We start from the raw sequence: 13,777 nt of genomic DNA, 5'->3' as shown, positions 1-13,777 counted from the left end.
GCCGGCTTCCGCGCCCCGGTCCGCTCCTCGCTCGTCCCTCGCTGCGATGCTCCCGAGGCTGTCACCCGGCTGAGAACACCGCCGGCTTCCGCGCCCCGGTCCGCTCCTCGCTCGTCCCTCGCTGCGATGCTCCCGAGGCTGTCACCCGGCTGAGAACACCGCCGGCTTCCGCGCCCCGGTCCGCTCCTCGCTCGTCCCTCGCTGCGATGCTCCCGAGGCTGTCACCCGGCGATGGTCTGGCGCTCCGGCTCGATCCAGACGATGACCCGCTCGCTGTGGATGTTCTCCGCCGGGTACTGCCGCCCGTCGTACTTCTGCGACAGCTCGTCGATCTGCGCCCGGGCCCGCTCACCCCGCTCGGTCTCCACCACCCGACCCCGCACCTCCGCGTACCGGTACGGGTTGCCGGCGTCGAGGATCGCGAGGGTCACGCGCGGGTCCCGCTCGAGGTCCTTGAACTTCTGCCGGTGCACCTCGGTGTTCACGCACACCCGCGCACCGTCGGTGTGCACCCACACGTACTGGGTCTGGATGCGCCCACTGGGCAGCAACGTGCTCATGGCCGCGTAGTTCGGCCCCTCGGCCAGCTCGCGGGTGACCGGGTGGAGTTCGGGGCCGTCCTGGGTGTCTGCCACGTGCGCGCTCTACCCGCGCGGGCCTCCGTCATGCCCGCGGTTCCGGACGCGCAGCTCGTGCACGATCGCCAGACCGTCGACCTCGTCGATCTGCTCCCCGACGGGCACGAACCCGTGGCGGCGCACCACGCGGAGCGAGGCGGTGTTCTCCGGGCTGACCGCCGCCCGGACCACGGTGACGTCCGGCTCGGCAGCCACTCGCTGCAGCATCGCCCCGAGGGCGGCCCCCGCGTAGCCGCGGCGGCGGTGGGCCGGGTCGATCCCGTAGCCCACCTCCACCATGCCGCGCTCGTCCGGAGGCCCGTGGAAGCCGGCCCGACCGACGGCGAGCTGCCGGTCGGGGTCCCACACCACCCGGGTGATCCAGCCGGCCGACGGCGGGTCGACGACGACCTGCACCGCGCGGATCTCCCACACCGAGCGGCACTCCGGACCGGCCAGGTAGTCGCTCAGCGGAACCGGCGCCCCGGCCTCCGCAGCGGCCAGGTCGCCGTCGGCGAGGGCGCGCAGCGTCTCGCCGCTGAGCTGCACCAGCTCCACCCGGGGCGGGCGCACCGTGGCCACGGCGGCAGGCTAACGACCCTCGCGGTCATCCGCTCCCGGAGCGGGACGAGAACCGCCGGTCAGCCGGTAGTCGGTCACCCACAGCCCGGGGACCACCTCGCGGTCCCCGCGCTCGCAGAAGCCGGCGCGCTCGTACAGCCGCCGTGCGGGCGCGTTGTCCCGGCCGGTGGAGACGACCACGTCCCTGCCGTCGGCCCGCTCCACCACCGCCTCCACGAGCGCCCGCCCGACGCCGCGCCGGTGCGCGGCCGGTTCGACGACCAGCCGGTCCACCTCGAGCTGCTCGGTCGACTCCCGCCACGCCAGAGCCCCGAGCAGGCGCCCGTCGTCCTCGGCCAGCACCCAGTGCAGCGGCGCCGACGCGAGATCTCCGACGCCCTCGTGCAGCGCCGGGATGCGGTCGTCGCCGATGAGTTCAGCCTCCACGGCGTAGGCCGCGCGCTGCAACCGCCACAGCGCGGTGGCGAGGTCGTCGTCCTCCCGGGGGTGGCGGGCCAGGACGACGCGCACGGACGGGCGCGTCACCCGAGCGCGTCCAGGCGCTGCTCCCAGCCCGGGCCGTGCGGCACCAGGACCGCGGTGCGCACGTCGTCCTCGCGCCGGTCCAGGCGCACCTCGAGGTGCTCGTCGGCCAACTGCTCCACCAGCCCCTGCCCCCACTCGACCACGGTGACCGACTCCTCGGTCGAGGCGTCGAGGTCGAGGTCGTCGACGTCGGCGTGCCCGCCGAGCCGGTAGGCGTCGACGTGCACCAGGGGGATCCGGCCGTCCCGGTGGACCCGGGCGATGACGAAGGTCGGCGAGGTCACCGGCTCCCGCACGCCGAGACCGGCGCCGATCCCCTGGGTCAGCGCGGTCTTGCCCGCGCCGAGCGGGCCGACCAGCACGAGCAGGTCGCCGGGCCGCGCGATCGCGGCCAACCGCCGGCCGAGGTCGTGGGTGGCGGCGAGAGTCGCCAGCACGTGCTCGCGGTTCACGCGGCTCCTTCCAGGGTCGCGGCGACCGCGGTGAGGTCGGCCAGCAGGCCCGCCCGCGGTGCACCGTTCGGGCCGAACCGGATGGCCGCGGACGGGTGGTAGGTGGCCCACACCGCACGGCCGTCGACCTCGTGCGGGCGCCCCCGCACGGCCGCGAGCACGGTGCGCGGCCCGAGGAACCACTTGGCCGACGACAGTCCCAGCGCCACGACGACAGGGGCATCGAGCAGGTCCAGCTGACGCCTCAGCCACCCGCTGCACCGCGCCACCTCCGGCGCCTTCGGGGTGCGGTTGGCCGGCGGCCGGCACTTCACCACGTTCAGCACCGCCGCCTCGGCGCGGTCCAGCCCGGACTCGGCGAGCAGCAGGTCCAGCAGCGCCCCGGACTTCCCGACGAACGGGCGGCCGGTCTCGTCCTCCGTCGCCCCCGGCGCCTCGCCCACCAGCACCAGCCGCGGCCGCCCGGTCGCCGGCACGTCCCCGACCACGACGTGCTGCCGGGTCGCGGCGAGCTCCGGGCACGCCACGCAGGTACGGGCCGCCGCGGCCAGCGCCGTCCAGTCGGGAGCCGCTGCTGCGGTCGCGGCGACCGTGCGGGCGTCGTGGTCCAGACCCACCGGGCTCACCGCGTCGTCCGCCCGCTCGGCCGGACGGCTCCGGCTCGGCGCAGCAGGGCGGTGAGCGCGGCGCTGACCTCCGCGGGCCGCTCCAGCTGCACCATGTGCCCGGCACCGGGCACGACCACGTACTCGGCGTCCGGCAGCCGCTCGACGATCAGGTCGCTGTGCTGCTGGGGGATCAGCTTGTCCGCGTCACCGGTGAGCACCAGCGTGGGGATCCCCCGCAGCGGCTCCAGCGATCCGGTCTCGTCCAGGCCCGCGAGCGCGGGGTAGAACTCCGCGATCACGTCGACGGGGGTGCCGGCGATCATCGCGTCCACGTAGCGGGTCAGCGCCGGATCGATGTCGGGAGAGCCGAACGACAGCGCGCGCGTCGCCGCCGAGACCAGGTCGGCGGCCACCCGGCGGGTGCGCTCGGCGAAGGCGGGCCGGTGCCGCATGGTCCAGGCAGCGACCGGGAGCACCGTGGCGCGCACCCGGGTGAGCAGCTCGGGAAGGCCGAAGTTCAGGTCGGCCAGGTTGCCGCTGGAGGTCGACAGCAGCGCGACGCCGACGATCCGGCTGCCGAAGAGCTCCGGCCGCAGGGCGGCCAGGCCCATGATCGTCATGCCACCCATGGAGTGCCCCACCAGCACCACGGGGCCACGCGGCACGCGGGCGTCCAGGATCGCCGTCAGGTCGCGGGCGAGCTGCTCGATCGTCGAGTTCTCCGACTTCCCGCGGCCGGAGGCACCGTGCCCCCGCTGGTCGAAGAAGACCAGTCGCGCGTCCGGCCGGTGACCGTTCTCCGTGGCCAGCTCCTCGGCCAGCGTGCGCCGCTGGAAGGTCCACGAGGCCATCGAGAGGGTGTAGCCGTGCACGAAGACGACGGTCAGCGGGGCGTCCCGCGGCCCGATCTCCTCGACCGCCAGCAGTACGCCGTCGTCGGTCTGCACCAGCGCGGTGCGGTCGGCGGGCCGCGACTCGAGGCCGAGCGGGTCGGCCTGGCGCAGCTGTCCCTCGGTGAGGTTCTCCGGCAGCTGTGCGGCCGGGCCGAGCTCGGTCGCCCGCACCCGCCGCGCGGCCATCCGGCTCACCGCCACGCCCGCCGCCGTCCCGGCCGCCGCCAGGCCGAGGACGGCGCCGACGACCCCGGCGGTGTGCGCCCGCGGGTGCTTGTGGGCCGGTGTTCCCCCGCGGACCATCAGACCGCTCCCGCCGTGCCGACGTAGCGGCGCGAGAACCGCCCGCCGATGCGGGTGACCAGCTCGTAGTGGATGGTGCCCGTCGCATCGGCCCACTGCTGCGCCGTCGGCTCCCCTCCGTCGCCGGGTCCCCAGAGCACCACCTCGTCACCGGGCGCGACCGTGGCGTCCCCGACGTCGACGACGAACTGGTCCATGCACACCCGGCCGGCGATGGACCGCTGCGCGCCGGCCGCCAGGACGGGGGCGCGGTTCCCGCCGGCCCGGGGCACGCCGTCGGCGTACCCGACCGGGACGAGCGCCAGCGTCGTCTCGGCGGGGGTCGTGTACGTGTGGCCGTAGGAGACGCCGGACCCGGCGGGGACCCGCTTGGCCAGCGCCACCCGCGCCCGCACCGTCATCGCCGGCCGCAGACCGTGCGCGGCGGCGTCGCCACCCAGGGGGTCCAGCCCGTAGACGGCGACACCGGGCCGCACCATGTCGAACCAGGTGTCGGGGAGCGCGACGGTGGCCGCCGAGTTGGCCAGGTGCCGGCGGACGTCGGTGAGACCGGCCGCGCGGGCGATGCCGACCGCCTCCTCGAACACGCGGATCTGGGCGGCGATGGTCGGGTGGGTGGGTGCGTCGGCGTAGGCCAGGTGGCTCCAGACGCCGACGACGGTGACGTCGCCGTCGGCCTGGGCGCGGGCGGCTGCCGCCACGAGTTCCGGCCACTCCGTCGTCGTGGCGCCCTCGCGGGAGAGCCCGGTGTCGACGAACAGGTGCAGGCGTGCGGTGCGGCCCGTGGCCCGTGCGGCGGCGACGACCTCGTCGAGCGCCCAGACCGCGTTGACCGACACCTCGATGTCGGCGGTGAGCGCCGCGGCGAAGTCGGCACCGGGGCCGTGCAGCCAGGCCAGCACCGGGGCGGTGACGCCCCCGGCGCGCAGGGCGAGGGCCTCGGCGAGGACGGCGACACCGAGCTGGTCGGCGCCCCCGGCCAGTGCGGCCCGCGCGGCCGGCAACAGCCCGTGCCCGTACCCGTCGGCCTTCACCACCGCCATCAGCGGCCTGCCCACGCGCTCGCGGAGCACCGCCGTGTTCGCTGCGATCGTATCGAGGTCGACGACGATCTCGGCCCCCGTCCCGTTCGTCACGGCTCCGAGTCTGGCAGGCGGACCGGACGTCCGACGCGCACCCGGTCGATCGCGGCGGGCAGGTGCCGCACCACGTCCCCGGCGATGAGCGGGCCCTCCGCCGCGGCCAGCTGCCCGGCCCGGCCGTGCAGGTGCGCGGCCACGGCGGCCGCCTCGACCGGCGGCAGACCGGTCGCCAGCAGCGCGCCCGCGATCCCGGACAGCACGTCGCCGGTGCCCGCCGTGGCGAGCCACGTGGTGCCGGTCGCGTTGACGTAGGCGGTGCCGTCGGGGTCGGCGACGACCGTGGCCTCGCCCTTGAGGAGGACGACCGCGCCCAGGTCGCCCGCGAGCCGCCGGGCCGAGCCCACGCGGTCGCCGTCCACCTCGGAGCCGAAGCGGGCGAACTCCCGGTCGTGCGGGGTCAGCACGGTGGCCGCCGCGCGGCCCCGGACCAGGTCCGGTGCCTGGGCGAGCATCGTCAGCGCGTCGGCGTCCACCAGCACCGGCAGGTCGGTGGCCAGGACCTCGGTCAGCACGGCGCGGGCGGCGTCGTCGGTTCCCATCCCCGGGCCGATCACCCAGGCCTGCACCCGGCCGGCGTCCGAGGGACGCCCGTCGGTGACGATCGCCTCCGGCCAGGCGGCCCGTACTCCGTCGGCGGCCGCCCCCGCGTACCGCACCAGGCCCGGCCGGGTGCGCAGCGCCGCCCCGGTGCACAGCACGCCGGCACCCGGGTAGGTGGCCGACCCGGCCACCACGCCCACGACGCCCTGCGAGTACTTGTCGTCACCGGCCTCCGGCACGGGCAGCCGGACGGCGGCGTCGGCATCGGTGAGCTGCCACGCCGAGGGGGGTTGCAGGTCGAGGCCGATGTCGACGAGGTGCACCTCGCCGGCGTGCGCGCGGCCCTCCCCCACGACGAGCCCGGGCTTGACCGCACCGAACGTCACCGTGTGGGTGGCCGGGAAAGCGGCGCCCTCGACCGCGCCGGTGTCGGCGTCCACCCCGCTGGGGACGTCGACGGCCACCATCAGCGCCGGTCCGGCCGCCGCCCGTTCCACCACCGCGGCCGCCGGCGCCCGCAGTCCGCCGGTGCCGCCGAGGCCGACGATCCCGTCGAGCACCAGGTCGGCCCGGTCGAGGAGCGGCCCGGCGGCGTGCGGGGAGGCGGTGCGCCCGCCCTGCCGGCGGAGGGCGGCGAGCCCGCCGGGGTGGGCGCGGTCGGGATCGAGGAGGACGGCGGTGACCCGCGCGCCGCGCCCGGCCAGCAGCGCCCCGGCGTGGAGGGCGTCGCCGCCGTTGTTGCCGGCGCCGACGAGGAGGACGACCCGGGCGCCGTAGGGGCTGCCGAGCAGTCGCAGGCAGAAGGTGCCGAGGCCGGTCGCAGCGCGCTGCATCAGGGCGCCGTCGGGCAGTGCGGCCAGGAGCGGTTCCTCTGCACCACGCACCTGCGCGGCCGTGTGCAGTCCGATCACGAGCCGGCGCCCGTCGCGAGGCCCTCGGCGACCACGACCGCCGACGCGATGCCGCCGTCGTGGCTGAGCGAGACGTGCCAGCCGGTGACGCCCAGCTGGGCAGCCCGGCCGGCGACCGATCCGCGCACCTCCAGGTGGGGGCGTCCGTGCTCGCCGACGGTGACCTCGGCGTCGTGCCAGTGCAGGTCGCCGGGAGCGCCCAACGCCTTGGCGAGGGCCTCCTTCGCGGCGAACCGGGCAGCCAGCGACTCGCCGGTGCGCGGACTGCCGGAGGGCGTCACCTGCTCCGCCGCGGTGAACAGGCGGTCGCGCAGCCCCGGCGTACGGACGAGCGACTCCGCGAACCGCTCCACCGGCACCACGTCGATCCCGACCCCGATGATCACGAGGCCATAGTGCCGGGTCGGCGTCCCGAGCGCCGGACCGCCGTCCTCCCTCACCGTGTGAGGTCCTCCCTCACGGTCGACCACGAGGGAGGACCCGTGGTGATCAGGAGACCTGATCACCAGGGAGGTCACTCGACGGTGACGGACTTCGCCAGGTTGCGGGGCTGGTCGACGTCGAAGCCGCGGGTGTCGGCGATCTCGCAGGCGAGCACCTGCAGCGGCACCGTGGTGACCACCGGCGCCATGAGGGTGGGCGTGCGAGGCACCCGGATCAGGTGGTCGGCGAAGGGGACGACGTCCTCGTCGCCCTCCTCGGCGATCACGATCGTGCGGGCCCCGCGGGCGCGGACCTCCTGGATGTTGGAGACCACCTTGCCGTGCACGGAGTTGCGGCTGCGGGGCGACGGGACGACGACCACGACCGGGGTGCCCTGGTCGACGACCGCGATCGGCCCGTGCTTCAGCTCCCCGGCGGCGAAGCCCTCGGCGTGGATGTAGGCGAGCTCCTTGAGCTTGAGTGCACCCTCCAGCGCCACGGGGAACCCGACGTGCCGGCCGAGGAACAAGATCGTGTTCGCATCGGCGAGCTCGCGGCCCAGCTCCCGCACCGGCTCCATCTGCTCGAGCACCTTCGCCACGGCCTCGGGCAGCCGGCGGAGGTCGTCGACGATGGCGGCGATCTCGTCCTCGTACTTCACGCCACGCACCTGGGCGAGGAAGAGCCCGACCAGGTAGCAGGCGACGACCTGGGTCAGGAAGCCCTTCGTCGAGGCAACCGCGACCTCCGGGCCCGCGTGCGTGTAGAGCACCGCGTCGGACTCGCGCGGGATGGTCGAGCCGTTCGCGTTGCAGATGGCCAGCACGCGCGCCTTCTGCTCGCGGGCGTGGCGCAGCGCCATCAGGGTGTCCATCGTCTCGCCGGACTGGCTGATGACGACGACCAGCGTGGACCGGTCCAGCACCGGGTCGCGGTAGCGGAACTCGCTGGCGACCTCGACCTCGACCGGTATGCGGGTCCAGTGCTCGATGGCGTACTTGGCGATGAGCCCGGCGTGGTACGCGGTGCCGCAGGCGACCACGAACACCTTGTCGATGTCGCGCAGCTCCTGGTCGGAGAGCCGGACCTCGTCGAGCACCAGCTCGCCGCTCTCACCCAGCCGGCCCAGCAGGGTGTCGGCGACCGCCTGCGGCTGCTCGGCGATCTCCTTGAGCATGAACCAGGGGTAGCCGCCCTTCTCGGCGGCGGCGGCGTCCCAGTCGACGGTGTAGGACGTCGGCTCGACCGGGGCGCCGGCGAAGTCGGTGACCGTGGCGCCGCGGGTGCGGTGCAGCTCGACGACCTGGTCCTGCCCGAGCTCCAGGGCGTTGCGGGTGTGCCCGATGAACGCGGCCACGTCGGAGCCCAGGAAGTATTCAGCCGTACCGTCGGCCGTCTCTCCGATGCCGACCACCAGCGGGCTGTTGCGGCGCGACGCGACCAGGGTGTCGGGCTCGTCGGCGTGGGTGGCGACCAGGGTGAAGGCGCCGTCCAGGCGGCGGCTCACCGCGCGCATGGCCTCCGCGAGCCGGCCCTCGCCCGCAGGCGTCTCCCGGTAGACGGCGGCCAGCAGGTGGGCGACGACCTCGGTGTCGGTCTCGGAGCTGAACTCCGTGCCGGTGGCCTCGATCTCGGCCCGCAGCAGGGCGAAGTTCTCGATGATCCCGTTGTGGACGACCGCCACCTTGCCGTCGGCGGAGAGGTGCGGGTGGGCGTTGCGGTCGGTCGGTCCACCGTGGGTGGCCCAGCGGGTGTGCCCGATGCCGATCGTGGACGACGGGAGTGGCTCCTCGGCGAGCACCTTCTCCAGGTTGGCCAGCTTCCCGGCCTTCTTGGCCGTGCTCAGCTCTCCGTCGGAGAGGACGGCGACACCGGCGGAGTCGTACCCGCGGTACTCCAGCCGGCGGAGGCCCTCCAGGACGACGTCCAGCGCGCCCTGCGGACCGACGTAACCCACGATTCCGCACATTGGACCGAGGGTACCGGCGTCCGGCTCGGCCAGCGGAGAACCACGACCGCGAGGGACCCCCGAGGGTGAGGCCCCGGTGGGTCAGCCGACCCGGGCCACCACATCGGCGAGACGGTGGGCGACCTCGTCGGCCAGCTCCTGCGTCGGCGCCTCCACCATGACCCGCACGAGCTGCTCGGTGCCGGACGGGCGGAGGAGCACGCGGCCGGACTCCCCGAGCTCCTCCTCCACGGCGTTGACCGCGGCGGCGACCTCGTCGCTCTCGGCGACGGCCAGCCGGTCGTGCACGGGCACGTTGACCAGCACCTGCGGCAGCCGGCGGACCACCGACGCGAGCTCGGCCAGGGAGGAACCGGTCGCGGCCATGCGGGAGAGCAGCGCGAGCCCGGTCAGGAGACCGTCTCCGGTGGTGGCGTGCTCGAGGAACACCAGGTGCCCGCTCTGCTCGCCGCCGAGGCTGAGGTCCTGCGCGCGCAGGGCCTCCAGCACGTAGCGGTCGCCGACGGCGGTGGTGTGCACCGCGATCCCGGCGTCTCGCATCGCGTGGTGGAAGCCGAGGTTGCTCATCACGGTCGCGACGACGGTGTCGGACTTCAGCCCGCCCCGCTCGTGCAGCGCCAGCGCGCAGATCGCGAGGATCGCGTCGCCGTCGACCACGTCGCCGGAGGCGGAGACGGCGAGGCAGCGGTCGGCGTCACCGTCGTGCGCGATGCCGATGTCCGCCCCGTGCGCTCGCACGGCCTCGACCAGCGGGCCGAGATGCGTCGAGCCGATGCCGTCGTTGATGTTCCAGCCGTCGGGCTCGCAGCCGATCGCGTGCACGGTGGCCCCGGCGCGGCGGTAGACCTCGGGCGCGGCGCCGGCAGCCGCGCCGTGCGCGCCGTCGACGACGACGGAGAGACCGGACAGCGGCCGGTCGACGGTGGAGAGCAGGTGCTCGAGGTAGGCCTCGGTGCCGTCGGCGAGGGCGCGGACGCGGCCGATCCCCGCGCCGGTGGGCCGGTGGCCCGCGGAGGACGCGGAGGCGACGGTCTGCTCGATGGCGGCCTCGAGGGCGTCGGGGAGCTTGTGCCCGCCGCGACTGAAGAGCTTGATGCCGTTGTCCGGCATGGGGTTGTGGCTGGCCGAGATCATGACGCCGAGGTCGGCGCCGCTGCGACCGGTCAGGTAGGCCAGCGCCGGCGTGGGGACCACGCCGGCGAGGAGCACCTCTGCTCCGGCACTCGTCAGGCCGGCCACGACGGCGGCCTCGAGCATCTCCCCGCTGGCACGGGGATCACGGCCGACGACCGCGACGGGACGCGAGGTCCCGTCGCGGTCGGCGAGCACGCCTGCGGCGGCACGAGCCACCGAGAGAGCCAGCTCCGGCGTGAGGTCGGAGTTGGCCCGACCCCGTACGCCGTCGGTCCCGAAGAGTCTCCCCCCCATGGACGACGCCGTACCGGTCAGCGCTTGGAGTACTGAGGCGCCTTGCGGGCCTTCTTGAGCCCGTACTTCTTGCGCTCCTTGACGCGAGCGTCACGGGTCAGGAAGCCGGCCTTCTTGAGGGCCGGACGGTCCTCGGCCTCGACCTCGATGAGGGCGCGGGCGATGGCCAGGCGCAGCGCGCCGGCCTGGCCCGTGACGCCGCCACCCTTGAGGATGCCCACGACGTCGTACTGCTCGCCCTTCTCGAGGGTCACGAACGGCTCACGGATGAGCTGCTGGTGCACCTTGTTCGGGAAGTACTCCTCGAGGGTGCGGCCGTTGAGCTTGAACTGGCCGGTGCCGGGCAGCAGCCGCACGCGGACGACGGCCTCCTTGCGCCGGCCGACGGTCTGGACCGGACGCCCGTCGGCGTCGGTCACGGTCAGTGCGCTGGTCACTGGGCCACCTGCTTGATCTCGTAGGTCTGGGGCTGCTGCGCGGCGTGCGGGTGCTCCGGGCCGGCGTAGACCTTCAGCTTCTTGATCATCTGACGGCCGAGGGTGTTGTGCGGCAGCATGCCCTTGATCGCGCGCTCGATGACGCGGTCGGGGTGCGTGCGGAGCTGGTCGCCCACGTTGATGGTCTTGAGACCACCCGGGTGACCGGAGTGCCGGTAGGCGCGCTTGTCGTCGCGCTTGGAACCGGTCAGCGCCACCTTGCCCGCGTTCACGATGACGACGAAGTCGCCGACGTCGACGTGCGGGGCGTACTGGGGCTTGTGCTTGCCGCGCAGGAGCTGCGCGGTCTGGCTGGCCAGTCGACCGAGCACCACATCAGTGGCGTCGATGACGTGCCAGGCCCGGGCGACCTCGCCGGGCTTGGGGGTGTACGTGCGCACGGGCGCTCGACTCCTTGCGTCGTCGTCGGGATGGCTGGTCGGTTCGCCTCACCGAGGACGGGAGACGTGGAACGACGCGCGCAGCACCAGCCGGCTCGCGCGCGTCAGCCGCCCACGATACCAGCAGCACGGTGCGCCCCTTCCCCTCGCGGGTGCGGACGGGACGGGGCCGGCCGCGGTCCCCCGCGACCGGCCCCGCCGTGCAACCCGCCCGGGTCAGCCGTTGGCGCGGTTCCCCGTGACCGCGGCGAGGGCGTCGACCTGCCCGGCGCCGTACCAGGAGGTGTGGCCGCCGTTGCCCTGGCACTGCTGCACGGCGCCGCTCTCCGAGCCCACGAACGCGGCGTAGGGCGTACCGGCCCGGCTGCCGGAGGTGGCCACCGGCAGAACCGTCGGGCATGCCTGCGGGTCGGCCGTGCCCTCGATGATCGAGGCCACCCGGCCCGGCTGCATGGAGGCCGACCCGTTGCGCAGGTCGCCGTAGCGGCTGATCACCAGGGCGGCGAGGCCCGCCACGTGCGGCCCCGCCATCGAGGTGCCCTGGATGCCGCAGTACACGGCCGTCGGGTAGCTCGCGTCCCCGGTCGGCTCCTGCCGACTGCGGGAGCAGGGCAGGTCCGACGGCCAGGTGGAGAGCACCTGGCCCTGGATCGCCTGGGCACCCGCGTCGGATCCGCGGAAGTAGAAGTCCCCACCGGGAGCGGCGACGTCCGCGGTGCTGACACCGTAGGAGGAGTAGTAGGACTTCAGGTCGTCCGCGTACCGACCGGCGGCGGTGCCCTGCTCGAGGCTTCCGGTGGCGGTCACACCGATGACGCCGGGCAGCTCGACCGGCAGGACCACGCACGCGTTGGTGACCTCGCGCTCCTGCTCGGAGCCCGGCGGGAAGTCGGGGCTGGTGGCGTCCGCCGTCGGGTGCGACAGGTCCTCGGAGTTGTTGCCCTCGGAGGCGACGACGGTGACGCCCTTCTGCTGGGCGTAGCGGACCGCGCGCTGCACGGCCTTCCAGATGGCCCGCTGGTCGGCCTCGTTGCGGCAGTTGAAGAGGTAGGGGTCGACGAAGTAGCTGTTGTTCGTCACGTCGATGCCCCGGTCACCGGCCCAGACGAACGAGCAGACCACCGCCTCGGGGAAGAAGTACCCCTCGGCCGTCGCGGCCTTGATGCCGGCGACCCGGACGTTCGGCGCGACGCCGACGATCCCGGCCCCGTTCGAGGCCGCGGCGATCGTCCCGGCGGTGTGGGTGCCGTGGCCGTTGTCGTCGGCAGCGGCGGCCGCACCCTGCACCGGCGCGCCGCTGAGGCAGTTGGCGCTGTCGGCGTCGGAGATGTTGGCCCGCAGGTCCGGGTGGCGGTAGTCGACGCCGGTGTCGATGGTCCCGACCACGACCTCCCGGCTGCCCCCGGTGATGGCGTGCGCCTCCGGGGTGTGCATCTGGCGCATGTCCCACTGGAGACCGCTGAACGTGTCGGCGTCGGTGGCCGGCGCGTTCGGCAGGTCCCCGGCGGGGGGCCCTTCGGCCTCGACGTCCTCCAGCCGGGTGGCGTAACCCGCGGTCGCCGAGACGCCCTCGACCCGCCGGTCGGCCTCGACCCGGTCGGCGAAGGCGGCGTTGCCGCTGCGCGCGACCAGGACGCCGATCTGGCGGTAGTCGGTGACGACGCTGCCGCCGGCCGCCGCGACGGTCCGCGCCGCGTCGGCCGGACTGGCGCTGCCCTTGAACACGACCAGGTAGGTCTGGGCAGGGCCGGTGCTCCCCGCGGGTGCGGCGGTGGCCGCCGTCGGGGTGATGACGCCGGTCGCGGCGATGACCGCGGTGCCGACGAGGAGGCGACCGAGTCGCCGTCCGGAGAAGTGCATGCTGCTGCTCCGTTTCGGTCCGGATACGCGCCGTGAGCACGGCGGATCGGACGCTAGCGGTGATCCAGATCACTCGCACGCCGAGCGAGCAGCTCCTCACGGAGCGGCGCGCCGGCCGGTCACACGACCTCGCGCAGCCGCCCCGAGTCGACGTCGTAGACCGTGCCGCGCACCTCGTGCGAGAGCAGGTAGGGGCTCTCCTTGATGAGCCGGATCGACTCGCGGACGTCGTCGTCGACGTCGGTGAACGTCCGGGCCGCCCACGGGGGACGACGGCCGGTGGCTGCCTCGACCGTGTCGGCGAAGGAGACGTCGTCGGTGGTCTGCAGCCCGCAGTTCGTGTGGTGCACCAGCACGATCTCGCGGGTGCCCAGCGCGTGCTGGCTCAGGGTCAGCGACCGGATGACGTCCTCGGTGACGACTCCGCCGGCGTTGCGGATGACGTGCGCGTCACCCACCTCGAGGCCCAGCACGCCGAAGAGCGGGATGCGCGCGTCCATGCAGGCGACGACGGCCACCTTGCGAGCCGGTCGCACCGGCTTGCTGCCGGGGAAGCGCTCGGCCCAGGCCGCGTTCGCCTCGAGCATCCGGTCGATCTCCGCCACGTCACCCTCCAGGTCGTCCCGTTGTGTGCCGGGACAGTAATC

Annotated in this window: 15 protein-coding genes; all 15 read right to left on the bottom strand. The window is 74.4% G+C overall.

Annotation, left to right across the window (positions count from 1 at the left end):
* Positions 1–221: 221 nt before the first annotated feature.
* Complete coding sequence (locus DQ237_RS07095) at positions 222–635, bottom strand: PPOX class F420-dependent oxidoreductase (protein WP_113798460.1); 414 nt, start codon at positions 633–635, stop codon at positions 222–224.
* A 9-nt stretch (positions 636–644) separates the two neighbouring features.
* Positions 645–1,199, bottom strand: coding sequence for a GNAT family N-acetyltransferase (locus DQ237_RS07090; RefSeq protein WP_205730099.1), 555 nt, complete (start codon positions 1,197–1,199; stop codon positions 645–647).
* A 9-nt stretch (positions 1,200–1,208) separates the two neighbouring features.
* Positions 1,209–1,724 (bottom strand): GNAT family N-acetyltransferase, encoded by a 516-nt coding sequence (locus DQ237_RS07085; protein ID WP_113798458.1) that lies wholly within the window; start codon positions 1,722–1,724, stop codon positions 1,209–1,211.
* Complete coding sequence (gene tsaE / locus DQ237_RS07080; RefSeq protein WP_113798457.1) at positions 1,721–2,176, bottom strand: tRNA (adenosine(37)-N6)-threonylcarbamoyltransferase complex ATPase subunit type 1 TsaE; 456 nt, start codon at positions 2,174–2,176, stop codon at positions 1,721–1,723. The genes DQ237_RS07085 and tsaE overlap by 4 nt, the downstream gene beginning before the upstream one ends.
* Entirely contained in the window at positions 2,173–2,802 is a 630-nt protein-coding gene (locus tag DQ237_RS07075) for a uracil-DNA glycosylase (RefSeq protein WP_113798455.1), read from the bottom strand. Before DQ237_RS07075 ends, tsaE begins: the two co-directional genes overlap by 4 nt.
* Entirely contained in the window at positions 2,799–3,980 is a 1,182-nt protein-coding gene (locus tag DQ237_RS07070) for an alpha/beta fold hydrolase (protein WP_113798453.1), read from the bottom strand. Before DQ237_RS07070 ends, DQ237_RS07075 begins: the two co-directional genes overlap by 4 nt.
* Positions 3,980–5,116 (bottom strand): alanine racemase, encoded by a 1,137-nt coding sequence (gene alr / locus DQ237_RS07065; RefSeq protein WP_113798451.1) that lies wholly within the window; start codon positions 5,114–5,116, stop codon positions 3,980–3,982. The genes DQ237_RS07070 and alr overlap by 1 nt, the downstream gene beginning before the upstream one ends.
* A complete protein-coding gene (locus DQ237_RS07060; protein WP_113798449.1) occupies positions 5,113–6,573 on the bottom strand; it encodes an NAD(P)H-hydrate dehydratase in 1,461 nt (486 codons plus the stop codon). The genes alr and DQ237_RS07060 overlap by 4 nt, the downstream gene beginning before the upstream one ends.
* Positions 6,570–6,959 carry a holo-ACP synthase gene (locus DQ237_RS07055; RefSeq protein ID WP_113798609.1) on the bottom strand — a complete coding sequence of 130 codons (390 nt, stop codon included), beginning with the start codon at positions 6,957–6,959 and terminating at the stop codon, positions 6,570–6,572. The genes DQ237_RS07060 and DQ237_RS07055 overlap by 4 nt, the downstream gene beginning before the upstream one ends.
* A gap of 128 nt (positions 6,960–7,087) precedes the next feature.
* Positions 7,088–8,965, bottom strand: coding sequence for a glutamine--fructose-6-phosphate transaminase (isomerizing) (gene glmS / locus DQ237_RS07050; RefSeq protein WP_113798447.1), 1,878 nt, complete (start codon positions 8,963–8,965; stop codon positions 7,088–7,090).
* A gap of 81 nt (positions 8,966–9,046) precedes the next feature.
* Entirely contained in the window at positions 9,047–10,393 is a 1,347-nt protein-coding gene (gene glmM / locus DQ237_RS07045) for a phosphoglucosamine mutase (protein WP_113798445.1), read from the bottom strand.
* A 17-nt stretch (positions 10,394–10,410) separates the two neighbouring features.
* Positions 10,411–10,830, bottom strand: coding sequence for a 30S ribosomal protein S9 (gene rpsI, locus DQ237_RS07040; protein ID WP_113798443.1), 420 nt, complete (start codon positions 10,828–10,830; stop codon positions 10,411–10,413).
* On the bottom strand, positions 10,827–11,270 hold the full coding sequence (gene rplM, locus DQ237_RS07035; RefSeq protein ID WP_113798441.1) for a 50S ribosomal protein L13: 444 nt from the start codon (positions 11,268–11,270) through the stop codon (positions 10,827–10,829). Before rplM ends, rpsI begins: the two co-directional genes overlap by 4 nt.
* A gap of 216 nt (positions 11,271–11,486) precedes the next feature.
* Positions 11,487–13,130, bottom strand: coding sequence for a S8 family serine peptidase (locus tag DQ237_RS07030; protein WP_113798439.1), 1,644 nt, complete (start codon positions 13,128–13,130; stop codon positions 11,487–11,489).
* Positions 13,131–13,249: 119 nt separating this feature from the next.
* Positions 13,250–13,735, bottom strand: a complete 486-nt coding sequence (locus DQ237_RS07025; RefSeq protein ID WP_113798437.1) for a carbonic anhydrase — start codon at positions 13,733–13,735, stop codon at positions 13,250–13,252.
* Positions 13,736–13,777: the final 42 nt, after the last annotated feature.

It is taken from the genome of Blastococcus sp. TF02-8, assembly GCF_003319175.1.
Lineage (GTDB): Bacteria > Actinomycetota > Actinomycetes > Mycobacteriales > Geodermatophilaceae > Blastococcus.
The sequence above is the reverse complement of the archived record's forward strand: the minus strand, read 5'-3'. Positions and strand labels throughout refer to the sequence as shown.

Excerpts from the sequence above, each read along its gene's own strand:
- DQ237_RS07070 (WP_113798453.1), bottom strand. The coding sequence starts at position 3,980 with ATGGTCCGCGGGGGAACACCGGCCCACAAGCACCCGCGGGCGCACACC.
- glmM (WP_113798445.1), bottom strand. The coding sequence starts at position 10,393 with ATGGGGGGGAGACTCTTCGGGACCGACGGCGTACGGGGTCGGGCCAAC.
- glmS (WP_113798447.1), bottom strand. The coding sequence starts at position 8,965 with ATGTGCGGAATCGTGGGTTACGTCGGTCCGCAGGGCGCGCTGGACGTC.
- DQ237_RS07030 (WP_113798439.1), bottom strand. The coding sequence starts at position 13,130 with ATGCACTTCTCCGGACGGCGACTCGGTCGCCTCCTCGTCGGCACCGCG.